Annotated in this window: 19 protein-coding genes; 16 read left to right on the top strand and 3 right to left on the bottom strand. The window is 53.4% G+C overall.

Annotated elements, in window-relative coordinates; genetic code table 11:
• Positions 1-61: 61 nt before the first annotated feature.
• Both npdG and cofH read right to left on the bottom strand, forming a co-directional pair.
• Positions 62-709: an NADPH-dependent F420 reductase gene (gene npdG, locus B0G82_RS36530; protein ID WP_121311183.1), complete on the bottom strand. Its 648-nt coding sequence runs from the start codon at positions 707-709 to the stop codon at positions 62-64.
• A gap of 102 nt (positions 710-811) precedes the next feature.
• Complete coding sequence (gene cofH, locus B0G82_RS36535) at positions 812-3,124, bottom strand: 5-amino-6-(D-ribitylamino)uracil--L-tyrosine 4-hydroxyphenyl transferase CofH (RefSeq protein ID WP_121311184.1); 2,313 nt, start codon at positions 3,122-3,124, stop codon at positions 812-814.
• Positions 3,125-3,395: 271 nt separating this feature from the next.
• On the opposite strand from cofH, the gene cofE reads away from it, so the two are divergent.
• From cofE to B0G82_RS36555, 5 genes are all read left to right on the top strand, one after another.
• On the top strand, positions 3,396-4,133 hold the full coding sequence (cofE, locus tag B0G82_RS36540) for a coenzyme F420-0:L-glutamate ligase (RefSeq protein ID WP_121311185.1): 738 nt from the start codon (positions 3,396-3,398) through the stop codon (positions 4,131-4,133).
• A complete protein-coding gene (gene cofD, locus B0G82_RS36545; RefSeq protein ID WP_121311186.1) occupies positions 4,130-5,068 on the top strand; it encodes a 2-phospho-L-lactate transferase in 939 nt (312 codons plus the stop codon). The genes cofE and cofD overlap by 4 nt, the downstream gene beginning before the upstream one ends.
• Positions 5,065-5,652 (top strand): 2-phospho-L-lactate guanylyltransferase, encoded by a 588-nt coding sequence (gene cofC, locus B0G82_RS36550; protein ID WP_121311187.1) that lies wholly within the window; start codon positions 5,065-5,067, stop codon positions 5,650-5,652. Before cofD ends, cofC begins: the two co-directional genes overlap by 4 nt.
• 978 nt (positions 5,653-6,630) lie before the next feature.
• The gene (locus B0G82_RS39595; RefSeq protein ID WP_206751630.1) at positions 6,631-6,897 is read left to right on the top strand and encodes a hypothetical protein; all 267 of its coding nucleotides are present in this window, start codon (positions 6,631-6,633) and stop codon (positions 6,895-6,897) included.
• Between the two features lie 255 nt (positions 6,898-7,152).
• Positions 7,153-8,100, top strand: coding sequence for a LysR family transcriptional regulator (locus B0G82_RS36555; protein ID WP_121311188.1), 948 nt, complete (start codon positions 7,153-7,155; stop codon positions 8,098-8,100).
• A gap of 262 nt (positions 8,101-8,362) precedes the next feature.
• Here the strand turns inward: B0G82_RS36555 and B0G82_RS36560 are convergent, their stop codons facing one another.
• Positions 8,363-8,917: a hypothetical protein gene (locus tag B0G82_RS36560; RefSeq protein WP_121311189.1), complete on the bottom strand. Its 555-nt coding sequence runs from the start codon at positions 8,915-8,917 to the stop codon at positions 8,363-8,365.
• Positions 8,918-9,455: 538 nt separating this feature from the next.
• On the opposite strand from B0G82_RS36560, the gene B0G82_RS36565 reads away from it, so the two are divergent.
• The 11 genes from B0G82_RS36565 (at position 9,456) to B0G82_RS36615 (ending at position 23,981) form a co-directional block, all read left to right on the top strand.
• Positions 9,456-10,361, top strand: coding sequence for a polysaccharide deacetylase (locus B0G82_RS36565; protein ID WP_121311190.1), 906 nt, complete (start codon positions 9,456-9,458; stop codon positions 10,359-10,361).
• Between the two features lie 63 nt (positions 10,362-10,424).
• Positions 10,425-11,609, top strand: a complete 1,185-nt coding sequence (locus B0G82_RS36570; protein ID WP_121311191.1) for an aromatic ring-hydroxylating dioxygenase subunit alpha — start codon at positions 10,425-10,427, stop codon at positions 11,607-11,609.
• Positions 11,610-11,717: 108 nt separating this feature from the next.
• On the top strand, positions 11,718-12,890 hold the full coding sequence (locus tag B0G82_RS36575; RefSeq protein WP_121311192.1) for a serine hydrolase: 1,173 nt from the start codon (positions 11,718-11,720) through the stop codon (positions 12,888-12,890).
• Between the two features lie 156 nt (positions 12,891-13,046).
• The gene (locus tag B0G82_RS36580) at positions 13,047-13,832 is read left to right on the top strand and encodes an SDR family NAD(P)-dependent oxidoreductase (RefSeq protein ID WP_166799503.1); all 786 of its coding nucleotides are present in this window, start codon (positions 13,047-13,049) and stop codon (positions 13,830-13,832) included.
• A 144-nt stretch (positions 13,833-13,976) separates the two neighbouring features.
• Positions 13,977-15,422 carry an aldehyde dehydrogenase family protein gene (locus B0G82_RS36585; RefSeq protein WP_121311194.1) on the top strand — a complete coding sequence of 482 codons (1,446 nt, stop codon included), beginning with the start codon at positions 13,977-13,979 and terminating at the stop codon, positions 15,420-15,422.
• A 114-nt stretch (positions 15,423-15,536) separates the two neighbouring features.
• Positions 15,537-16,748: an MFS transporter gene (locus B0G82_RS36590; RefSeq protein ID WP_121311195.1), complete on the top strand. Its 1,212-nt coding sequence runs from the start codon at positions 15,537-15,539 to the stop codon at positions 16,746-16,748.
• 179 nt (positions 16,749-16,927) lie between these two features.
• Positions 16,928-18,346, top strand: coding sequence for an APC family permease (locus B0G82_RS36595; protein WP_206751631.1), 1,419 nt, complete (start codon positions 16,928-16,930; stop codon positions 18,344-18,346).
• A 198-nt stretch (positions 18,347-18,544) separates the two neighbouring features.
• Entirely contained in the window at positions 18,545-20,641 is a 2,097-nt protein-coding gene (locus tag B0G82_RS36600; RefSeq protein ID WP_121311196.1) for a PQQ-binding-like beta-propeller repeat protein, read from the top strand.
• A gap of 186 nt (positions 20,642-20,827) precedes the next feature.
• Positions 20,828-22,153: a 4-aminobutyrate--2-oxoglutarate transaminase gene (gene gabT, locus B0G82_RS36605; protein WP_166799502.1), complete on the top strand. Its 1,326-nt coding sequence runs from the start codon at positions 20,828-20,830 to the stop codon at positions 22,151-22,153.
• 38 nt (positions 22,154-22,191) lie between these two features.
• Entirely contained in the window at positions 22,192-23,619 is a 1,428-nt protein-coding gene (locus B0G82_RS36610) for an aldehyde dehydrogenase family protein (RefSeq protein WP_121311198.1), read from the top strand.
• A gap of 50 nt (positions 23,620-23,669) precedes the next feature.
• Positions 23,670-23,981 (top strand): high-potential iron-sulfur protein, encoded by a 312-nt coding sequence (locus B0G82_RS36615; RefSeq protein ID WP_121311199.1) that lies wholly within the window; start codon positions 23,670-23,672, stop codon positions 23,979-23,981.
• Positions 23,982-24,041: the final 60 nt, after the last annotated feature.

Consider the following 24,041-nt stretch of genomic DNA (forward strand, 5'->3'; position numbering starts at 1 on the left):
TACGGCCGATGCATATCGAACATCTTGGAAACGCCCGCTTTTTATATGCGCGCGAGTGTTTTTATTTGAAATGGCCGGTAATGGTGATCCCTGCGCCGTCGATGTTGTAGTTTTTGTTCAGGAAAATCAGGACCGATGTCAAGGCTTCGGCCGCCGCCGAGTTGGCTAGGGCACCCGCGTGAATCCCGCGAAGCCCCATAGTTTCGGCGAGCTCGACGGCCTTCCCCCTAGCTGCCTTATCGTCCCCGAAGACTAGGACATCGCAGCCGACGTCGATGTCTTCGGCAAGCTTATGGGCGGCCACATTGTGGAACGCGGAAACGACGGTCACATCGTCGCCAAGCAAGGTGGCTGCACGTACGGCGGCGCTGCCTTCCGGCGGGAGCTGTGCGCGCATCACCTTGGGAGGGACAAGCGGAACAGTCGTGTCGATTACGATCTTGCCACGTACATGTGCTTTGATTTCCTCCAACATTGACGACTGTGCGGCGAAGGGCACGGTCACGAGAACCACATCGGCGGCGGCGGCAGCATCAGCATTCGTCATCCCTTTGAGGCCGTGGCCGAGTTCGGCAGCTTTTGCTTGCGCTGCCTCGGCTGTGCGCGAGCCGATAGTGACATCCCGTCCTCCTCGGGCCAGCCGCCAAGCAATCGCCGCGCCAAGATGGCCGGTGCCACCAACAATCGCAATCTTTTCAGGAGACGTCATTGTGTAATCCTTTCTATTGGAACCTGCTGTGCGATCAGTGTCAGCGGATCGAGGGCGCGGTTTCGTCTGTTTATTTACCGGGGTATTAGGCGGGTCATGTGTTCAGGCGCGGTGTAACGCGCCATCATGCTCGATGATTTGATAGAAGGTCGTTCGCTGCGCAGCCGGTCGCCCGATCTTTGCCGCAATGGCTTCCATATCATCGGGTGCCAGCATCTGGCCGTTCTGTCCGCCCGCAGCGCGGGTGATAGATTCGTCCATCAGCACACCGCCCATATCGTTGGCGCCGGCATTCAGAATTGCTGCGGCCCCTGCCGCTCCCATCTTCACCCAGCTCACCTGGATGTTGCGGATGGATAAGCCCAAAACGATCCGACTGATGGCGTGCATCAACACGGCCTCGCGATAGCTCGGGCCGGATCGCGCCTGACCTTTCCGTGCCATTGGAGACTCCATATGAACGAAGGGCAGCGGCACGAATTCGGTGAATCCGCCGGTTTCTTCCTGCAAAGAGCGGATGAGCTCGAGATGCCTGGCCCAGTGCGTGTAAGTGTCGACATGGCCGAACATGATTGTTGCTGTCGAGCGTAGGCCGACAGCATGGGCCGTACGCATCACGTCGAGCCATTCCTCGGCGCTGAGCTTGTCCGGGCAGATTTTCGCGCGAACATCCGAATGGAGAATTTCGGCCGCCGTTCCGGGGAGAGAGGCAAGGCCGGCGTCTTTCAGGCGGCAGAGATAATCGCGGAGACTTAGGCCCAGCGTCTGGGCGCCGTGCGTCACTTCCAGGGGTGAGAACGCATGAATGTGGATGCCGGGTGCTGCCTTGCGGATCGCAGCCAGGATGTCCAGATAGGTCTGGCCGGTGAAATCCGGGTGGATGCCGCCCTGACAGCAAACCTCGGTAGCGCCGCGATCCACAGCTTCGGCCGCTCGTCGGGCAATTTCCTCCAGGTCCAGTCGGTAGGCCGGTCCTCGCAATGCGCGCGTGCTGCCTTTGGCGAAGGCGCAAAACCCGCATTTGTAAAGGCACATATTGGTGTAGTTAATATTGCGGTTGACCACGAATGTGATCGTTTCTCCGACATCACATTGTCTCAAGCGGTCGGCCAAACTCACCAGCGCTTGCAAGTCGTCACCGTCAGCCTCGAAAAGTACCGCGATTTCGGTTTCGTCCAATCGTTGCCCGGCCATGGCTTTCATGATGAGTGGCTGAAGTGCTGGCGTACCTGCACCTGCAGGCAGCTCCGGTAGTGCGTCACCTCGCCCGGGAGCCCAGCCATCGGTGATCGGAAGACCTCTTGCATCTATGGCCCGAAGAACGCGAGGCCTGACAGCAGGATCGGTCCACTTATCGGCGTTGCGGGCATAGGCCGGGCCAATTGCGAGACGTTGGATAAGGGATCGTCCGGCGACGGTAGTGGCTTGCTCGAGAATTTCAAGATGCGGCCAAGGCGCCTCAGGATTCACATGGTCCGGAGTGACCGGCGAAACACCTCCCCAGTCATTGACACCAGCGCGAAGTAGCGCAGCCAGTTCTTCGCGGCGACGCAGATTCGGAGGTGCCTGGATCGACATCTCCGCGCCCAAGATCAGTCGCGCGGCGGCTATCGTCCAGAGATGCTCATCGAGGGAAGGCTTCGGATGACCGGCCATGAGCGTACCAGGTTTGGCCCGGAAGTTCTGGATGATGACTTCCTGAATATGGCCGTATTGCGCATGCAGGGCCCGAATTGCGAGCAATGATTCGATTCGCTCGAGCCGTGTTTCACCGATGCCGATCAGTAGCCCGGTCGTGAACGGAACGGAGGCTTTGCCAGCCTCGGCGATTGACGCAATTCTTCGTGCGGGTTCCTTGTCTGGACTGCCGTAATGTGGTCCGCCTTTGAGGCAGAGGCGTTCGGACGCGCTTTCCAGCATGATGCCCATGGAAGCGGAATGCGGTCGCAGTGCCCGATAGTCCTCTGCACCCATAAGGCCGGGATTGAGGTGGGGAAGCAGCCCGGTTTCAATCATCACCAGCCGCGCCACTTCGGCGAGGTAAGACAGGGTCGTCGGATGGCCGAGTTCATCCAGTTCCGCGCGGGCGGCGGGATAGCGGGCCTCTGGATTGTCACCAAGTGTGAATAGGGCCTCGCGGCAGCCCGTCTCGACGCCAGCCCTGGCAATCTGAAGGATTTCCTCGCGACTTAGATAGGCACGACGCGCTTTGCCCGGCGTTTCAGCGAAGGTGCAATAGTGGCAGACGTCTCGACACAGCTTCGTCAGAGGAATGAAAACCTTGCGCGAATAAGTGACGCGGGCGCCATGACCCGCGAGCGCCAAAGATTCCGCAGCGTCGAACAGCTCGAGGCGCGGCCTTTGGTTCAACTGTTGGGCGATGGCATGCGGGTCGTCAAAACTTGACAGGCTCATAAACTACACCTTATCAAACTACTGGGGCATTGCCGTTTGGTGGATGCGGGTTGACGTCCCGGTCGCAGAAAAGTCAGTTCTTGCCACAAATCCGACATTTTCAAAACATGCTAAATTATTGTGAATTCTCGTCACATATGAAAATGCGAAACCTCACTTGCATTGCCGGTGAATCAACGGCGCGCGCTGATTAGGCACAATCAATCGTAATCGGTGGGTCGGGGCAGATTTTGCGGTAATGATTGGTTGAGGAGACGGGGGCTTCAAAGGAATGGTTCAAATCTTACCGCTGACTGGGCTCAGCGAAGTGCTGCCTGGGGATGAACTCATCACTCTGTTGCGCGAGGCACTTCAACGTCAAGCCGTGGAAATCCGCGAGGATGATATTCTGGTGGTGACCCAAAAGATCGTATCGAAAGCCGAGGGCAGATTTGTAGATCTCGGGACGGTGACGCCATGCGCGGAAGCGGTCCGGCTCGCGGAGACGACGCAAAAAGACCCGCGTCTGGTTCAGGTGGTATTGGATGAATCTGACAGCATTGTCCGGGCGGCACCCGGGGTGTTGATCGCGAGGCATCGCTTGGGGCATGTCATGGCAAATGCGGGGGTCGACCAGTCCAATGTAGGTCCCGAGAAGAGCGAGTATGCGCTGTTGCTGCCGATAAATCCGGACGGGACGGCAGCCCGATTGAGTTCCGCGCTAGGCATCCCAGTTGTCATTTCTGATAGTTTCGGCCGCCCCTGGCGAGTGGGGGTGACTTCGGTTGCGATTGGCGCTGCGGGCTTGCCGGCCCTGCAGGACAGGCGCGGCGAAGTCGATCGCGATGGTCGTGTGCTGAAGGTGACGCAGATTGCCGTCGGCGACGTACTTGCCACGGCTGCCAGTCTGGCGACCGGTGAGGGCGCGGAGGGCATTCCCGCCGCGCTTGTGAGGGGTTGCCGTTTCGCGGGCGAAGCGCGACCTGCCGCGCACCTGGTACGCCCTGCTGATCAGGATCTATTCCGATGAGCCGCGCCGGTCGCAGGATCACATGCATCACAGGTGGTGTCGGTGGCGCCAAGTTGGTGTTGGGGCTTCAGCAGGTGCTGCCACCTGGAAACATCACTGCGATTGTAAATACGGGCGATGATTTCCGTCATTTGGGATTCTGGGTTTCACCGGACATCGATACCCTGCTTTACACGCTTTCCGGCAAGTCCAATGTTGCGCAGGGTTGGGGGCGAGAGGGCGAGAGTTGGGCATTTATGGCGGCGCTACGGGAATTGGGTGGAGAGGACTGGTTTAAACTGGGCGATGGCGATCTCGCACTTCATGTATTGCGGAGCTTGGCGCTTGCAAGCGGGCAGACACTGTCCGCCATCACGGGAGGCTTTGCGCGACGCTGGGGCATTGGCGTGACCGTTTTGCCGATGAGCGATGACTCGATCGCCACGGTGGTCAATACGGAGGAGGGAGAACTGCCATTCCAGCGCTATTTTGTCGAACGTCGTTGTGAACCGCGAGTAAGCGCGATCCGTTTCGATGGTGCATCACGTGCAAGCCCGGCTCCCGGCGTGGTGGAGGCAATCCGGGGCGCGGACATGGTGTTGATCGCGCCATCGAACCCGTTTCTCAGCGTCGATCCGATCCTGGCGATCCCCGCCATTCGCATAGCGCTCGAAGGGAGGTCGGCGCCAATTGTCGCCGTGTCTCCGTTGGTGGGCGGTCGGGCTGTGAAAGGACCGACGGCGAAGCTGATGAAGGAGCTGGGTATCTCCGTCCACAATGACAGCATCGCAGCGCACTACGAAGGACTTGTCGACGGATTGCTGATCGATTCCGGCGATGGGTGCAACTCTGAAGCGATCAGAATCGCGCGAACATCGACTCTGATGAATAGCATGGCAGACAAGGCCAGGGTGGCACGGGCTGCGATGCAATTAGCCGAGGAACTCGCGACATGATAGCCTGGACCGCTGTTATGCCATTCAAGGCGGGAGCGGATCGCAAGACGCGTCTGGCTCAGTTGCTTTCCCCGGCTGAACGTTTGGCACTTAGCGACGAGTTGGCGGCTCACGTGATGCATTGCCTCGGCGCGGTACAGGCCGTCACAGAGCGACTGATCCTTTCACCGGTTGAAATCGAAGGCTTCGACGCTGTATGGGCGAAAGACGACGGGCGCGGACTAAACAAGGAGCTCGATGTTCTGTGGACGACGAAGCCGACTTGCCCCCTGCTTGTCGTGCACGGGGACCTCCCTTTCCTGACCGCCAAGGATGTGATCGCGCTCATCGAGGCCGCCGAACTGCAGGGATCCGCCATTGCCCCTGACAGGCATGGCACAGGTACTAATGCCCTGGCGCTTACGTCGCGCAAAGACTTTGCGTTCGCATTCGGGCCAGATAGCTTTCGGCGCCATACGGAGGCCTTAGGTAATAATGCTGCGGTTATTTTGAGCGATGGCTTGGGCTTCGATCTCGATACGCCTGATGACTTCCACGATGCCAGGTTACGGATGAATATCGCGACGTATGCGTCTCGAGCCTGATGGCGTGATTTTTCCTTTCGGTGTTCGCTGGCCGCGACTCGAAATTTGCCAATTCCGTTTGCAGGGACTATTTCCGAGAGTCAAGCTGGGTTGATGTTGGCCAATGCGATCAGTCAATGTGTCGTGTAGACACTGCTGGCGGCGCCGTTGATTGCCGACGCTAATAGACTGTTTCATGACTTCGCATGCTGTTAAGATTGTCGGCTGACACCCCAAACCCGGTACTCGATGCTGCGCGGCTCGACGTTGCCTTGAGATCGAGGAGTACCTCACATTTCAAAAGTCTCTTGTTTTCGCAGCGTAGGCGAATTTTACCGCACGTATTTCGATTGTGAATATAAACGAACAAGCCAGTTTGAACGAAGCGACCGCGCCATTGCCGCTCTATCAATCGGAGATCTTGCTTCAAAAGCATCCGAGCGCGAGCCACTTCACCATCCGCCGCAGATTCCGTGTGGTTGCCTCCAACAGGAACTCATCATGTGCACCTGTTGGTCCACGAAGTCATCAGTGATCAAATTTCAGGATGCGTTTGAGATGAGTGACCAGCATGTTCACCGTCTTCCTCTCGCGGCGAGATTGCTTTTAGTCAGGCGTTGTTGCGATGCGTCTGGCCGCGTGGCGATGCATCTTCATGGATGTTGCGAGTGACGTCGGGCATTGGCGTGTTTGGACAGCAACGTTTCTTTGTTGAGCAGTTCCAACAGTCGAATTGACATGCCCGGTAGACGATCGTTTTATCCTTCGTGATATGTGTATGGGGTTTATAAACTCACGACGATCCCTGCTTAGCGCGTGTCCATCAGGGCAACAATATTCGTTCGCGATCTCACCGCACTCGAACTCGCTGATGGGGAATGTACCGTTCTTGCGCCGGGCTTTGCTCCAGATCGGAACGGTGCACTCATGGAACCTGAATCCGGGCGCTGCTCTCCATCCAGGTTCTTGCATCTAAGACGGTGCGCGTTCTGCAAAGCAATGGGTTGCGATGACCTGCAATCCGGTGAAGCTCTCGCCGGGTTGCGGGTTGTCGATGATCCCTGCGGCTTGCGACCAGAAGGTACCGGCAGGAAACCCGCTGAACGATTATCAAAATACGAACAAACGCCGACCGACTCCAGCAGATTTGCGATCGCTGAGGAACTGCAGCTTGGCGCCAAGCGTACCTTTTCGCCGGTTGCTGCATATCTTGACATTCGAGCATGGCTCAAGCATCTTTCGCCGAAACGTCTGAATGTCGCCTGACAACTGGGGAGCGAGGCTAGGCTATTTCGACTGTACAGGCCCTCGACTAGCGTCTCTACCCATTGACGGCTTTTTTTGGGGGGCTTAGTGTTTAAGAATGTGAGTGTTCCGGCTTCGGACATTTTTGTGTATGAAAAGCTGCTGACGTCAATTGCTGTATAGGCTTTAGAAGGATGATCAGCGCTGAGACATTTTTCATGCTCCGATAATTAATTAGAATTAATCGGCTAAATATTTGATTACGAAGTGCATGCCATGTCACAACAAGATAGGCTGTTAAATCTTTCTGAGAAAGATATTCTCCTGTTGAAAATTTTTGAATCTGTTGTACGAGCTGGCGGGTACACGGCCGCGGAAGCTTGTCTTAACAAAAGCAAATCGGCAATAAGCATACATATCTCAACGCTGGAAGCGCGGCTTGGAAAAACACTTTGCCACCGAGGGCGTTCGGGTTTCTCATTAACCCCGGAGGGCGAGCAGATATATAAGATCTGCCAAGATTTATTTTCGGATCTTAACGGGTATCGCGAACGTCTCAATCACGTGTCGTCGCTTGTCGGCGGAGTTCTCAGGGTTGCTTTGGATGATACCATCTGTGGTCATTTCCCGGTACTCGAAAATGTTTTTGAGAAGATTAATAATGGGGCGACTACTAAATTTCTTGAAGTATATTTCACCTCGCCGGAGCGGGTCCTGAAGATGCTTGCGGATGGAGAGGCGGATATTGGTATAGGTGCGGTGCCACGGGAGATTCCGGAAACTAGAGCTTATTTGTTATACGAAGAGTCTTTGGCCCTATATTGTGGTGAAAAGCATCCTCTTTTTCATAAAAACGAGGATGAAATTACTGACGGTGAACTCGCGAAATGCGAGGCGGTCGATTTTTGGGCTTATCAGGATCCAGAATTTGAAGAGGCGATGAATTCATTCAGCGTGACGGCTAGATCTGGACAGGCTATGGCTAGGCTTCTATTGGTACTTTCGGGAAAGTGGGTCACCCTGCTGCCAAGAGATTTTGCTGCGGAATGGGTGGCCTCTGGACGCCTGAGGGAAATTCGCCGAGTCAAAATTGCTTCCAAACAGAAATATTATGCAGTGGTTCGGAGCGAGATAGCTTCGAATACTTTGTGTAAGCAGATGGTGCACGAGCTAAAGCGAGCTTTTGTCACTGACGTTCATTGCCATGTGCTAGCCTCCTCCTAGGCGTCCATTACTTGCTTGGCCTGCTGATATTGTTGTTGGGCAAGCAAATCACAGGCCATCAGGTCCATTGTCGTCGCTATCTCAGGTGACAAAGTGGTCTGCACCACTCGTTTGGTGAGGCCTGCTGTGTACTGTTTGGCGTTATCGGTCTAGACGGTACGCGAGCAACGCTTAAGTTGAAGCGAGCGCTTGTAACTGAGTGGACTGTTGCGCGATCTGGCTTCTTCTCTCGGCATTGGGCCCCCTGTTGTCGTATGGACGGTCACAGACCGTCAGGCCCGTTCCCGCCGGCATAGCCGGGTTCAGACTCGAGGCCTGTACAATAACTATCCCAGCGCTCGATTTGTCCATTTGTAATCAGATAGGACGCGGCCATAGGTCGTTCGATGTGGTAACCAAGCTGTTTTGACTGGGTAATCCAAATCCAAGTATGAAATATGACGGGGCCTTTCGCAATTACCACCGGAAACCGGAAATCTGAAATCTCGCCACGGGCAGTTTGGCGCTCGATTTCCTGAGCATACATATCCAAGACCTGCTCCCGCCCGTGTACGACGTGCTCACCGCGCCAACCTGTGCGAACGGTAACGTCAGGTGCAAACAAATGGCCAAGTCTGTTAATGTCGAGAGGGAATGTTTTCCAACACAGCCAGAAATTATTCAGCACTGCCAAATTACCACGCTCTTGCTCGGTCAACTCGTCGTTTACCCAGATTTGCTTCTCGCTGGAATCACTTGGGGCGGTGAGGTTTGTAACGGTATCCTCCAGATCCTGGCGCTGCACCATGGATATTTGATGTGGAATCCTTACTTGCATGTTGAATCTCCGCGTTAGATTTCATGTGACATGGTGCCGAATTCTGTACGTGAGCGAGTCGAAGATCGTTACCAGTTGAGTGAAATTCAGTTTTGAAAATATGCCGCTATAGGCTGTTGTCACTCTCTATATACTTCCGTTTCAGTTACTTACAGCATATCTTCGCGCATCAAATTTTTGTTGCGCGATGTCGCATCCTAGAGGGGGCTCGGTACCTGTCCCATTGGTCTTGTTTCCCCGGTTAGTCATTTTCTGCCTAGGCTCTGGTCGTCATCATTGTTGTATGCCACGCGTTGACGGACTTGTCGTGTACTCTCGATATTCGAGCGCCGCTCGCTTAGCGTTCACGGTTTCAGTGTGGCAAGAGCATTTGGGGGTTGATTGGATCTGGCACAGTCGATTCGGGAAAGCCCTTATCCTAGGTCGTCGCGTTGCTAAATTCAACATTCGAATTTGCATAACGAAGTCTCCGAGGATCGCGCGTAGCCTAAACAAATATAACGTAGGTCCGTTTTCAACGTGACAGGAGCGGAACACAATGGCGAACGTCAGTACTGAGCTGCGAGCTGGATGTCTTTTTACGGAAGATTCTGAGGATGCGATTCGGGATGCCATCTCGGTCGTCCGAGCAGGCGATTCTCTGAATCCATCTGCATGGCCAAATGGTGCTCGAGTAGCGGTAGCTATCACGTTCGACGTGGATCACGAATTTCCGGTATACAAATTGGATCCCGCGATACTTTCGTTGGGCCAGTACGGCGCGACAACCGGGTTACCGAGAATCCTGGCGCTGCTGAAGAAGCACGAAGTTCCCGCGACCTTCTTTGTTCCGGGAATGGTGCAGAAGATCCATCCCACGACTGTGCCGGAGATTCTGTCTGGCGGTCTTCATGAGGTCGGTCTCCATGGCTGGGTTCATGAGCGGGCTCCCGATCTTCGAGACCGGGAAGAAGAGTCCAGGATGATCTCTCGAGCTATCGAGGTGCTGACCGAAGCGGCGGGCGGGGTCAGGCCTGTCGGTTATCGCGCGCCTAATGCGGCTATCAGCGAGCACACGCTGGAATTGCTCGAAGAACATGATGTGTGCTATGACAGCACTTTATCCGGGCGAGACGAGCCTCACGAGCTTGTTCTGCGGGGCAGGAAGTCTGCGCTTGTGGAGATCCCCATGTCTTGGGAAGGCACCGATTATCTTTTCCTGCACAACGACGAATTTTGGCAAGGTTCTCTGCCTTGGCCGACGGCTGTATTGGATGTTTATAAGAGCGATTTTGATGTTGCATACAATGAGGGCACGATTTTCAATCTTGTATTGCACCCCCAAGTCATCGGCCGGCGATCGAGGCTTGTCATTTTGGATCAATTGATTAGTTATATAAAATCAAGGAATGATGTCTGGTTCGCGACGCTTGGTCAAGTGGCTGAGTACGTGAGCAATAAATGATCTGATCTGTATGAGTCTATCTGATCTGCGATAGTAAGATTATAAATTTGATTGAGGCTTGGAATGAACGTTAAAGCAGAGATGAGTACTGTTCTGTATCCGGAGACTGGACCCGATGGGTTACCGTTGACGCCATTAACGCAAGAATTCTACAGCTCGGAATTGTGGTACGAGCGGGATATTGAACGAGTGTTTAGTCGCAGATGGCTTTTTGTGTGTCATATTTCGGAGTTGCCAAATTCCGGAGATTACACGACTTTCGAGTTGGGAAAAATCAGCGTCATCGTATCCCGTGGGCAGACCGGTGAAGTCCATGCCTTCCACAACGTGTGTCGGCATAAGGGCACGCGTCTGCGTGGACCGGGTAAAGGCAATGCGCGTGTATTTACCTGCCAATTTCATGCGTGGTCATACAACACCGACGGCACACTTCGCCTAGCTCCCCACATGCCTGATCTTGATAAGGCATGTTATAACGCGAAGAGTGTTTGGAGTGAAGTTTGGAATGGCATGATTTTCATTAATCTCCAAACCGAAAAGCCGAAATCGGTCGCTGATTACCTTCAGAATGCTGATTTCCGTGGACACCGCCTGGAGAGCGCCAAGGTTATTGCCGAAAAGGATTATGTAACCAAGGCTAACTGGAAGATAAATGGCGAAACTTTCCAGGAGTGCTATCACTGCGCAATTGTTCACAAAGCCACGCTCGGGAACATTATCAATCCCATTACGACTTATACGGCTTATGACGATGTGGCGCCGGGGGTCGGAAACGATAGGGAGTATATGATTTTCTCGGACAACTTGACGGACGGGCAATTTGCTCCGGGTGTTAAGACCGAGACCATGGATGGTCAATTCGTGACGAAGCGACTGATGGGTGATGGTCCGGAACCGCAGGCGGCCAAATTATTATCGTGGTTCCCGAATTTTTCCGTTGGTGCTTGGCCGGACTTTGCTGTTGTTGTTGACTGGATTCCGGTCTCGGCGCAGGAGACGCTTTTCAGGACCCGATGGCTGGTTCATGCCGATGCCGTTGAGGGGGTCGATTATGACGTTGATACGGTCATTGAGCTTACTGATCTGACCAATATTGAAGACAAGAAAATCGTTGAGCTTCAACAGCAGGGCGTGAATTCGCCCGCTTATATTCCCGGCCCTTATCAAATCCCTCTCGAGGATGATGCGAGAAAGTATATTGCGCATTACCTCGGCATGGTAAAAGAGGTTGGCACTTGGTCGCGATGACGCTCTTTGATAAGGGTGCTATCAGGGCTTGAATCGATTTTGATTGGGCGAAATAGTATCTGTGGCATTGCGGTTTCATCTAAAGTTTATGTAGCGTAATTTTAATTTATGAAACCACTGAATCACCTTGGTAAAGCAATTACATCGGCGGACTGGCTTGATGTGCCAACGAACCGGATTGCGTTTCGTAAAATTGAAGACGTGTTGCCGATCGCGGAAATTGATAATGATCTGTCGTCGCAAAAGAATTTCGAGAAACGCTTGATCCCGTTGGAATTCTTGAATTTTCAAGATTCCGCGGGCGTGTTTAATATTGAGAAATTCCTCGAAGATACTTACACCGATGGTTTTTTGATTTTGTATAGCGGAAAAATCGCATACGAATGGTATACCCCGACACAATCCAATAGCGATAGGCATATAGTATTTTCGGTGACCAAATCGGTGGTTGGGTCGCTAGTTGGGGTCCTTATTGATCAGGGAAAGATCGATCCGTCGGAATTTGTGCCTCACTACGTGCCGGAGTTGCGGGGCACGGCATTTGATCAAGTGCGTGTTCAGCATCTGCTTGACATGACTGTGAGCCTTGACTTCACGGAATCTTATCTCGACCCGAATGGCGCGTACGCCCGTTACCGGCGTTCGGTTGGTTGGGCCGGTTCTGAGGTCGATTCGACGCATTCGGGTATGCACGCATTTTTGACAGAAATTCCGCTAAAAAATCAACCTCATGGAAGCTCCTTTGATTATCTTTCGCCAAACTCGGATGTTTTAGGCTGGGTTTGTGAACGAGCAGCTAATGATTCATTGGCCGCTTTGTTGTCTTCACACATCTGGCAGCCTCTGCAGGCTGAGTCTAGTGCTTACATTACGGTAGATAGGTTTGGGGCGCCTCGAGCGGCGGGTGGTTTTGGCTGCACCCTGCGGGATATGGCACGATTCGGCGAGTGTATGCGTAATGACGGAAACATTGATGGGCGCCAGGTCATTCCCGCTTCGTGGATTGAGCGCACCATACAACGAACCGACAGCCAGGCGTGGAAGGCTGGCGCGATGGCGGATTGGATTCCGGGTGGTGGATATAAAAATCAGTGGTGGCTGACCAATAATGAAAATAATGCCTATTTCGCAGCGGGAATTTACGGACACTGGATCTATATTGACCCGACGCGAGGCGTTGTAATAGTAAAGCAGACGTCGCGGCCGGAAGGGCCAGCAACTAAGGAAATGTTTCAGTACGAGCTTGGGCTTTACGGAAAATTGGCTGAGATCTTTCGCTAAACGTGTATGTCATCAGATTGTTTTGGCCGATTGCGATGAAATCAAGTAAGTAATTCAATTTTTATTTAGATTGGTTGCGTGCGGTTGAGAAAATTAGTTTCTCACTAGATAAGTAATCCTAAAGTTACATGAAATATAACATTTTAATGGATGTGGATGATGACTGAATTCAAAGCTAAAAGTGCAGTGATTATCGGTGGGGAAACTGGCATTGGTCGCGCATCCGCTGAAGCGCTGGCGAAGTCTGGTATGTCGGTAACTATTGCTGGGATCATCGCTGCAAAAGGTCATGAAACTGCTGAGGCAATCAATGCTCGTGGCGGTGACGCGATTTTCGTGCACCTGGATGTTCGCGATTCCAAGAAGGTCACAGAGGTGGTGCAGCAAGGGCGAGCGGAAGGGCACGATATTCTGGTCTATTCTGCAGGGGTTTTTGATAATCTTGCTGGCTGCACTGATACTTCCGAAGAGCTTTGGAATCAGCTGATGGATATTAATCTTAAGGGTTGTTTCCTTGCCAATAAGGCTGCGCTTGAAATCATGGTCAAGCGTGGCTGGGGACGCATCGTCAATATTGGATCTATTGCTTCATTCAATGCCAGTGCCGATGGGTTTCCGTATACCGTGTCCAAGCACGGCATGGTCGGGCTGACTAAGCACATTGCGCGCCGATATGGAAAGGATGGCATCACTGCAAATTGCGTATGCCCCGGCATCATTGAAACCGATATCGTTTCCAATACGAAAAATATTATTGGGGACTGTGCTCCCGCGTTGTCGCAGGACATCATGAATGGAGATGGATGGAAAAAATGGGTTCCGGTTGGTCGCCAGGGCACGGTCGGCGAAGTTGCTGATCTGGTGGCCTACCTCGCAGGAGGAAGTGCTGGATACATAACCGGCCAATCACTTGTAATTGATGGCGGCTGGTTGACGGCATAAATGATTCGACCATTGACTTGTCATATGCCGGACTGTCTTTAATAAAAATAAATATAAAAAAATTTGACTGGTCAAGTAGTAAATCGATATTTATAGCGCAATTTATTCGAATGTCAACTGTGGTTGATCTGGGAGCAGATTTAAATGCGTAAGTTATCCCGTTTCTACATTGATGGTCACTGGGTCACCCCTCTGACCGGGTCGGAATCGAAAGTGTTCGATGTCTATAGTCCAGTAACGGAGCAGCTTTCTGGCCAAGTATTGCTTGGCAGTTCGGGCGATGTCGACAACGCTGTTCGTGCTGCCAAAAAGGCGTTTGAGAGTTTTTCCGCCACTTCGAAGCTTGAGCGGATCGAATTGTTGCGGAGAATTGCAGAAGAGTATCGGAAGCGACATGACGACTTTAGCGAAGCAGTGGCGGAAGAAATCGGATGTCCGCCTTGGCTGGCCAAGGATGGGCAATTTACTTTGCCAGAAATGCACCTGAAAGCAGGCATTGATTTACTGGATTCCTATCAGTTCGAGCACACGCAAGGTACCACTTTAATCCGGCAACAACCGGTCGGTGTATGCGGTCTAATTACGCCGTGGAACTGGCCGATTCTGCAAATCATGATCAAGCTCGCGCCGGCACTCGCGACAGGCTGTACCGTGGTATGGAAGCCCTCGGAGTACTCGCCTTTTTCGGCGCAGATCCTGGCGGAGGTTCTGGACGCGGCCGCTGTTCCGCCTGGTGTCTTCAATATGGTATTCGGTGACGGTAGTTGCGTGGGCCACGCCATCAGCTCGCATGCGGACGTGGCGATGGTGTCTGTCACGGGTTCGACCAGGGCCGGTATTGAAGTTGCCCGTCAGGCTGCCCTTACGGTCAAGCGAGTTCATCAAGAACTGGGCGGAAAGGGGCCAAACATCCTCCTGGAAGACGCTGATTTCGAGACGGCAATTACATCGGGTGTGCAATATGTCATGCTGAACTCGGGACAGAATTGCACGTCGCCAACGAGACTGCTGGTTCCTAGAAGTCGCCTGGACGAGGCGGAAGCCATCGCAATGAAAGTGGCCAAGGGAATGAAGGTTGGGCCTCCGGAGGCTGAGGCAATGATTGGTCCTGTGGCGAACAAGCAGCAGTGGGAGCGTGTGCAGCATATGATCCAGCGAGGAATCGACGAGGGAGCGAGGCTGGTATTAGGCGGCACTGGGCGTCCGGAGGGCGTGGAGCGGGGGTATTTCGTTAGGCCAACAATTTTTAGTGATGTGAGCAATCAGATGGCCATCGCTCAGGAGGAAATTTTTGGCCCGGTGCTATCCATCATTCCATATGACTCGGTTGAGGACGCAATCTCGATGGCGAATGATAGTGAATTCGGGCTTGCTGCGTATGTGCATTCCGCGCGCCATGATGCTGCGATGCAGGTCGCGAGCCGAATTGTGTCCGGCCAGATCTACATTAACGGAGATATGAATCTGTTGGACGTCACGGTACCGTTTGGGGGCCGGAAGATGTCGGGGAATGGCAAGGAATTTGGCGCTGCGGGATTTGAGGCCTTTACGGAAAGTGTTGCATATCTCGGATTTGGCACCGCAAGTTGAACAGCCTATCGCTGTTCTCGTGAAGTAGAAAGCGTTGGAGGATTGATCTGCCGGTGGTCAATTATTTGCGGCTGTCGCGGACCAATTTCCGCTAATGAAAGCAAGGTAAAAAGTATGTCTTCTGACAACCAGGTCAGTGCTTCATCAAGTAAGCGGGAGATCGGCAGAACGCTAGCTGTTGGTCTGTTGTTTGTGGCGGGTTACATGAGCAACTCGATTTATCCGAGTTTTGTGGATGCCATTGCCAATACTTCCCGACTACATGATGCGAGTATTGGGGATTTTGCTACAGCAGAATTTCTGGCTTTTGGCGTCGCGCTCTTGTTGGCGGGGCGATATTTGCCACAACGTAAGCTCAGGTTGACGGCAGGTATTTGCCTCGTCATCCATTTGTTTATGGCATATGCCATGACAAAATTTCCGCCGGGGATGCTGATTATTTGCCGCTTGCTTTATGGAACAGCTAGTGGAGTACTGGTGTCAATTGCATATATTCACTTGGCTCAGTCAGCCCTTCCGGGGCGGACAGTGGCAGTGTACACGACAAGTCTAATGGTCACGGGAGTGGTCTGGTCGCTGGTTTTGCCTAAAGTCGTAGTGCCGCTTTTTGGGTATTCAGAAATTTTTCTTTTCCTCACTTTCTTTTCATTTGTTGCACTTGTTTTCTTAAAGTTTTGTCCCGACGAAAGTATTGTCAAAGACTCGACTGACGCCAGGTTAATCGCTTCAAAAAATAACAAGCTTGCGCTATCGTCGGTATTGATTCTTTGCAGTGTGGGGGCGTGGTCATTTTTCATGATGATTTTTTGGGTTTATGCTGATCCCATTGCGAAAAATATTCCCGGATCGATGGCCAAAAATTGGCTAACCATTTCGCTTGTCTGCCAGATTTTCGGGGCTGCATTATCGGCATTGTTCGTCGAAAAAATTCCAGCGATTCTGATGCTGAGTATTGGTCTTTGTATTTCTATCATTCAGATTGTTGCGATTCTTGCTGGTGTGGATGGCATCGGTTTTGTGATGTGGACAGGGATTTATGGATTCCTTGGATATTTCCTCGTTGCCTTTTATATCAAGGTTCTCAACAAAACAGATCCGATTAATCGTGCGGTAATTTTATTTCCGGGTGTGCAGATGCTGACGGCGAGTATTGGTCCAATGCTTGTCTCCAGGTTGGTATCTGAAACCAATATATCGGGTGTATTGAAAATTGATTTGATAGCGATTGTTACTTCGCCTATTTGCCTCTGGTTGGCGATGGTTGTATATAAACGAGCTGCCGGACGTGTGCAGCATATTGGACTCGCTGGTGGTGAAAGCCATTAGATTATGAGTAAGCGGTTCTGCTGGAGATAATTGCCTGATGGGTATCTACTTCATCGAGGGCACTTATAAAATTCGGAGTAGTTGTGGATAACATTACGGACAGTCAGACTCTCGAGGATGCGGTACGCAACACTAGTAAACAATCGCGACTTTCCGGCAGCATGGGTACGACATCACTTATGTTGACCGTACTTGCTTTTGCTGCCCCAATGGCCGTGGTCGCAGGATATCTGCCATTTACGATTGTCGCCGATGGACCCGGTGCAAGTCTGGCTTTGTGTTTGACAACCGCAATCCTGCTCTTGTTTACAGTGGGCTATGTAACCATGACGCGGCACGTTCCGAAGCCCGGGGATTTTTATGCGTTCATTAGCTCGGGCTTGGGCAACATACCCGGATTGGGAGCCGCATTTCTGGCTATTATATCCTATGTGGCACTTTTGCTCGGGGGCTACGTATTTTTCGGAATTAGCGTGAGTTCGGCAATTCTTAGTCTGGGTGGAGTCCAAGCGGAATGGTGGGAATGGTCGCTGCTTGGTTGGGTCGCCGTCAGTGTGTTGGGGTATTTTCACATTGAATTGTCTGCCAAGGTTCTGTCAGTTTCTATGATGATAGAAATTGCCATCGTGATGATTTTCAATGTGGCCGTTATTCATTCCGGGGGCGCGGATGGCCTGTCGGTCGAACCATTTACGCCGTCAGCCTTTATCCGGGGAGATGTCGGCGTCACTTTGCTGTACGCGATTCTGCTGTTTGTCGGATTCGAGGCGACTGCGCTGTTCAGGGATGAACTGGTCGAGCCGGATCGGACTATCCCACGTGCTACATATGGCGCGGTAATTTTGGTCGGACTTTTGTATACGCTTTCGTGCTATGCGCTCGTGTCGGCTTACGGCCAGCATGTATGGGATATCGCGAAAGACGATCCGGCTTCGATGTTTGCCCATGCGATCGGCATCTATGCTGGTCGGACCATGGCCCAAGTGACTCAGGTGTTCGTGCTCATGTCTGTGCTCGCTTCGTTGATTTCGATCCACAATGTGCTTTCCCGCTATGTTTTCAATTTGGCCGCAGACCGGGCATTTCCGAAATACTTTTCAAGTGTGCACTCCCAACATCGCTCGCCGTATGCAGCTTCCAATCTCATTGCGTTCGTTGCGTTACTGCTCATTGGATCGCTCGTATTTACCCATGCCAATGGTGCGGAGACGTATGGGATGGCTGCGGGTATTGGTGGGCTCGGTGTTGTCGTGCTGATGGCAATGGTGAGTTATTCCGCCGTCATGTGGTTTGTCAGAAATGGCATGCCGAAAGAAGAAAATTCCTTCAAGACATTAATTGCGCCAGGAATATCCTCCATTCTTCTTACGCTGACCGCGATCTTTGGAGTCATCCATCTTGATCTCGTAGTCGGCGGAAAACCAGGGGAATATGAGTGGGTTACGTATTTCCTGCTTGCGGCATTCGTGATCGGAAGCCTGGTTGCATTCTATTTCCGCTGCGCAATGCCGGGGGTATATCAGAATCTTGGGCGTGCAGAGCGTGTTTTTGAGTTTTTGGCAAATCGACAGGAGCGGGCCGATCAACTATCGGATTGAGCTTGTCGCCGTCTCTCGTTGCTTCGGGGCTGGCCAAGGCCTGAGCTTGCCAGCGGCAGCGCCGGATTTTGGTGAGATTTGGTATTTCGCGAGGCGCGCCCTCAACGGTTCTGCCGTTTTCAATTGAACTTGGAAAAAAATATATCGTTTTGGTGCTGTGCGCAGCCTAGTATCGCTGCATTACATTGGGGATGTTTTATGGGCATGAGAGTAAGGAAGGTTGCTGTCGCATTCGTGGCCTTGGCGACGCTGCAGGGTGTGTCGATGTTGGCGAAAGCGGGCGAGACCGATGCAGCCGCAGACTGGCGCTTGCTTGGCGGCGGTCATGATCAGCAGTTCCATAGCTCCGCAGCTCAAATTGATCAGGGAAATGTTGGCAAGCTCGGGTTGGCCTGGTATGTAAACATGGATGCGGGTGATGGTCTCGTCGGTCAGCCGCTGATCGCGGACGGCGTTATCTATCAAAGCGGGCCACCCGGCCGAATTTACGCCAACGATCTAAAAACCGGGAAGTCGCTCTGGACGTTCACGCCGCAGACTTCCTATCCGGCAAATAGCAGCTGGACAGCATATTGGGCCTCCCATGTCAATCGCGGTCTGGCGATGGATGGGGACAATCTGTATGTCGGTGCGTACTGCAATCTTTTGGCGGTCAGCCGTATTACACACAAGCTGGTGTGGTCCGTTCCGTCCTGCGATGTGACGAAGATGCAGGGCATTACCGGCGCTCCGCGTGTCGGTGGCGGCAAGGTGTTCATCGGCAATGCGTCGGGCGATATGGGGATCGACCGGGGTTTTCTGGATGCCTTCGATGGAAAAACCGGCAAGCATCTGTGGCGCTTTTACACCCAGCCTGGCGATCCTTCCAAGCCGTTCGAAAGCGAGATCATGGCGAAGGCGGCCAAAACTTGGGGTACAAATTATTGGAAATATACCCAAGGTGGTACGAGCCCGTGGGATGCCATTACTTACGACGACAAATCCAATACTGTTTATTTCGGGACGGATGGTCCTGCTCCTTGGTCGCCCAAGGATCGTGCGCCGGATGCTGGCGACGAATTGTTTACTGACTCGATTCTTGCCGTCGATGCAACGACCGGGGAGTACAAATGGCATTTCCAAACGGTCCAGCACGATGGTTGGAACTTGGCTGCGACCATGCACATCATGCTGGCTGATTTGCCTTCTGCGGATGGCGGTAGTCGCCGTGTGGTGATGACTGCGCCCAAGAACGGCTTCTTTTACGTGCTGGACGCCAAGACCGGTCAATTCATCAGCGCCAAGAACTATGTGCCAGTGAATTGGACCAAGGGCCTTGATCCGAAGACCGGCCGGGCGATCCCGTCTGATGAAGGGAATTACTGGGACGGCAGGAAAGGAAATGTGATTCCTTTGCCTGGTGATGTAGGCGCGCATAGTTGGGAGCCGATGGCCTACGACCCCAAGAATCATCTCGTTTTCATCCCGGCCTCGATCGTGCCAGTTTCCATGTATCCAAGTAAGGATTCTTTCGGTGGTGTTGCTGCTGACTACTATTACGGTTTCCGGGCTGACGCCAAGCTGAAGACTCATGGCGAGTTGATTGCTTGGGATCCGCAAACTCAAACAGCGCGGTGGAAGGCAGATCGACCGTTGCCGGTGAATGGTGGTGTGCTGGTTACCGCGAGTGGTCTGGTTTTTGAGGGGACGGGCGACGGTAAGGTGCAGGCTTTTGCTGCCGGTTCCGGGAAGCTACTCTGGACCTACGATGTCGGTGGGTGCGTGCTTGCTGCACCAACCGTGGTGACGGTGGATGGTACGGAATACCTGATCATCGCCAGCGGCAATGGCGGTGCGTCGGGGATGCGTGGAATTCCGCGCCTCATGAATACCTTGCGTAGCCAAGGTCCGGCGCGCCTGCTTGCCTTCAGGCTGGGCGGTGCTTTGAGGTTGCCGATTGCACCTCCTGCCGCGTTCCCCAAGCCAAGCTTGCCGAAACCGGCCGATGAGCTTGCGGCAGCCCGCGGTGGGCTGGTCTTTTCGAAAAATAGTTGTTCCGCATGCCACGGCTTAAACGCAGTGGGTCCGGGTGCCAGCATCATTCCTGATCTTCGCATGATGTCGGCCGGTACGGAGTCAGCTATGCATCAGATCGTGATTGACGGCGCTTTCAAGCAGGCCGGTATGCCAGCGTTCTCGGATATGACTGCCCAGGAACTCTCGGATCTGAAGGTTTACATCGAATCCCAGGCATGGAAGGGATATGCGGCAGATCAGGCCCGTCGACACGGCGGCGTTTCGGATCCTGTGAACTGAACGATGCTTCACGTGAAGGGGCGCGTACCTTAGGTTCGCGCTTCTCGCGTCGATGAATAATTTGCTGAAAAGATGCCCCGTTACCGGCGGGCAGAAGATGTTCGGCATCCGATTTTCTTCGTTAATCGAGGGTGATGGAAGCACATTGCAAGTTAAGCCAAAATCAATATCTTTTAGGACTGGAAAATGTCGAGTAAAGAGCAAACTAACAGTGACCTGATGGCACGACGAGCGAAAGCAGTGCCGAGGGGGATTGGAAATGCTCACCCCGTATTTGCGGAGCGTGCCAGCAACGGTGAAATCTGGGACGTTGAAGGTAATCGCTATATCGATTTTTGCGCGGGTATTGCTGTTCTGAACACGGGCCACCGTCATCCCAAAATCTCGGCGGCTGTCGCCCAGCAGGCGGAAAAGTTTTCGCATACCTGCTTCCAGGTGGTCGCGTATGAATCGTACGTCGAGCTTGCAGAGCGACTGTCGGCCCTCGCGCCCGGGAATTTCGAGAAGAAGGCGTTCTTCATGACCACGGGTGCGGAAGCCGTGGAAAACGCTATCAAGGTCGCACGCCATCATACAAAGCGTTCCGCTGTCATTTCGTTCGACGGCGCGTTCCACGGTCGCACTTTCATGGCGATGGCGCTGACCGGGAAAGTCGCCCCATACAAGGTCGGTTTCGGGCCGATGGCCGCCGAAGTGTATCAGGCGCTTTACCCGTCGGAGCTCGAAGGGGTCTCGACGGAATGCGCGCTTCATAGTGTCGAACGTCTGTTCAAGTACACGGTGGATCCGCATCGCGTAGCCGCAATCATCGTAGAGCCTGTACAGGGCGAAGGCGGTTATACGCCCGCACCCGCTGCGTTCCTGAAAGGCCTACGCGAAATTTGCGACAAGCACGGAATCGTGCTGATTGCCGATGAGATTCAAACCGGCGTGGGTCGAACCGGGCGTATGTTCGCGATGGAGCATCACGGCGTGGTGCCGGACCTGACGACGATGGCCAAGGGTCTCGGTGGTGGTATGACCATTTCGGCTGTTGTGGGCCGCGCAGATATTCTGGATTCGGTGCCGGCAGGTGGTCTTGGCAGCACATATGCGGGCCATCCGATGGCCTGTGTTGCTGCACTGGCTGTCCTGGACGTGATGAAGGAAGAGCAGCTTTGTGCTCGCAGTGAAGCTATCGGCGAGCGTATGCGCGGACGGCTCAATGGGCTGCGCTCACGCGTGCCCGAGATTGCCGATGTCCGCGGACTGGGTGCCATGACCGGCATCGAGTTCGTGAAGAGCAATCAGCCCGCTCCGGAACTTGCCAATGCGTTGAAGGCGGAAGCATTCGATCGCGGCCTGCTTCTGCTGACGTGCGGCTCTTACGGCAATGTCCTGCGGATCATGCTGCCATTGACGGTGTCCGACGCAATTGTTGACGAGGGAATCGACATTATCGAACGGATTTTGCTTGAGCTAACTGCCGGAGCTCCGGCTTCAAAGTCCGTGTTGATGTCTGGGCGGCCCTGATTGAGTGACTGCAAAGTAGAGAGTTTTAAGGTGCTGGGATGAAAACTAGCTTCATTGGTGGAGAGTGGCGCCAAGGTTCCGATATATATCGGAACATCAATCCCTCGGATACGACGGATGTCGTCGATGAATTTTCGCAGGCGGACCAGACGCTCGCGGAATCGGCAATCGATAGTGCGCACGAGGCCTTCAGAAGCCGGAAAGTGCTCGGCATCCAGGCGCGCGCAGAGGCGCTTGATAAGGTTGGAAACGAGCTGCTTGCACGTAGAAATGAGCTTGGTGAGCTTCTGTCACGTGAAGAGGGAAAAACAAGGCCGGAAGGAATCGGTGAGGTCACGCGTGCGGGGCAGATTTTCAAATTCTTTGCCGGAGAAGTCGTTCGCCAGCGAGGGGAGCATCTGGACTCGGTGCGGCCTGGCGTGACCGTAGATATAGCGCGTGAGGCAGTGGGAGTCGTAGGCATTATCGCTCCTTGGAACTTCCCGATTGCCATTCCGGCGTGGAAGATTGCCCCTGCTCTGGCGTACGGTAACTGCGTTGTCTTTAAACCGGCCGAGGGCGTGCCGTCTTCCGCGTGGGCACTGAGCGAGATCATTGGCCGGGCTGGGTTCGGCGATGGCGTGTTCAATCTTCTGATCGGTCGAGGCAGTGTTGTTGGTAAGACTATGTTGGAAAGTCTCAAGGTAGATGCCATCACCTTTACTGGTTCCACGATCACCGGCGCACGAGTGATGGCGACGGCGGGCGCACGCTTTGCAAAGCTACAGTTGGAAATGGGCGGGAAAAATCCGCTCGTTATTACTGACGACGCAGATCTTGAGACCGCCCTCAATTGCACCATCCAGGGCTCCTATTACTCGACCGGACAGCGCTGCACAGCTTCGAGCCGAATTATCGTCACAGAGGGGATCTACTCAAAATTTCGTGACGCGCTTATCGATCGGCTCGGTAGCCTGCAGGTCGGACACGCGCTGGCTCCCGACACCGACATCGGGCCGGTCGTCGACGCTAACCAACTTGAGACAGATCTGAAGTACGTCGGCATAGGTAAGAACGAGGGCGCAACACTTGCATATGGTGGTGAGCATTTGACGCGCGACACAAACGGCTATTTCATGGCGCCGGCATTGCTCACCGATGTAGACAACACAATGCGCGTCGCTCGGGAAGAGATTTTTGGCCCGGTGGCATGTCTGATTGCAGCCCGCGACTTCGACGACGCCTTGCAGAAGGCAAATGATTCTGAATTTGGTCTTTCCGCAGGTATCTGCACGACTTCGCTCAAGCTTGCCAGTCATTTCAAGCGCGAGATTCAGGCAGGAATGGTGATGGTCAATGTGCCTACTGCCGGAGTCGATTATCACGTACCGTTTGGAGGTAGAAAAGCGTCCAGTTATGGTTCACGAGAACAAGGGAGCTATGCCGCGGAGTTCTATACCACGGTGAAGACCTCATATAACGGCTAGGTGCCTGGTGCGTTTGCCCAATGGCATTTTTTTGTAAGTGGAGAATCTACGTGGAAACACCTCGTCGTACCTTTTTGATCGGGACCATTGGCTTTGCTTCGGGCCTTGCAATGTCGCGGTTCGCCTTTGCTGACGCAGCCTCAGTGTCGGAAGCCGACCCCATGGCAGGAGCGCTTGGCTATAAGGCCAACGCGGCCAAGGTCGATAAAACAAAATACTCGAGGTATGTCGTCGGTCAAGCTTGCGGCAATTGTGCGTTATTTCAGGGCACATCGAATAGTACATCCGCACCGTGCTCTGTATTTGCCGGCAAGCAGGTTGCCGCCAACGGATGGTGCAGCGCTTATAGCAAAAGGGCGTGAAGCTGATCCAAGCTGGAGAGGGTCCTCACCGGTTTGACTAACTGCTCGCGGGGGCATCCG

It is taken from the genome of Paraburkholderia sp. BL17N1 (genome assembly GCF_003634175.1).
Classification (GTDB): Bacteria; Pseudomonadota; Gammaproteobacteria; order Burkholderiales; family Burkholderiaceae; genus Paraburkholderia.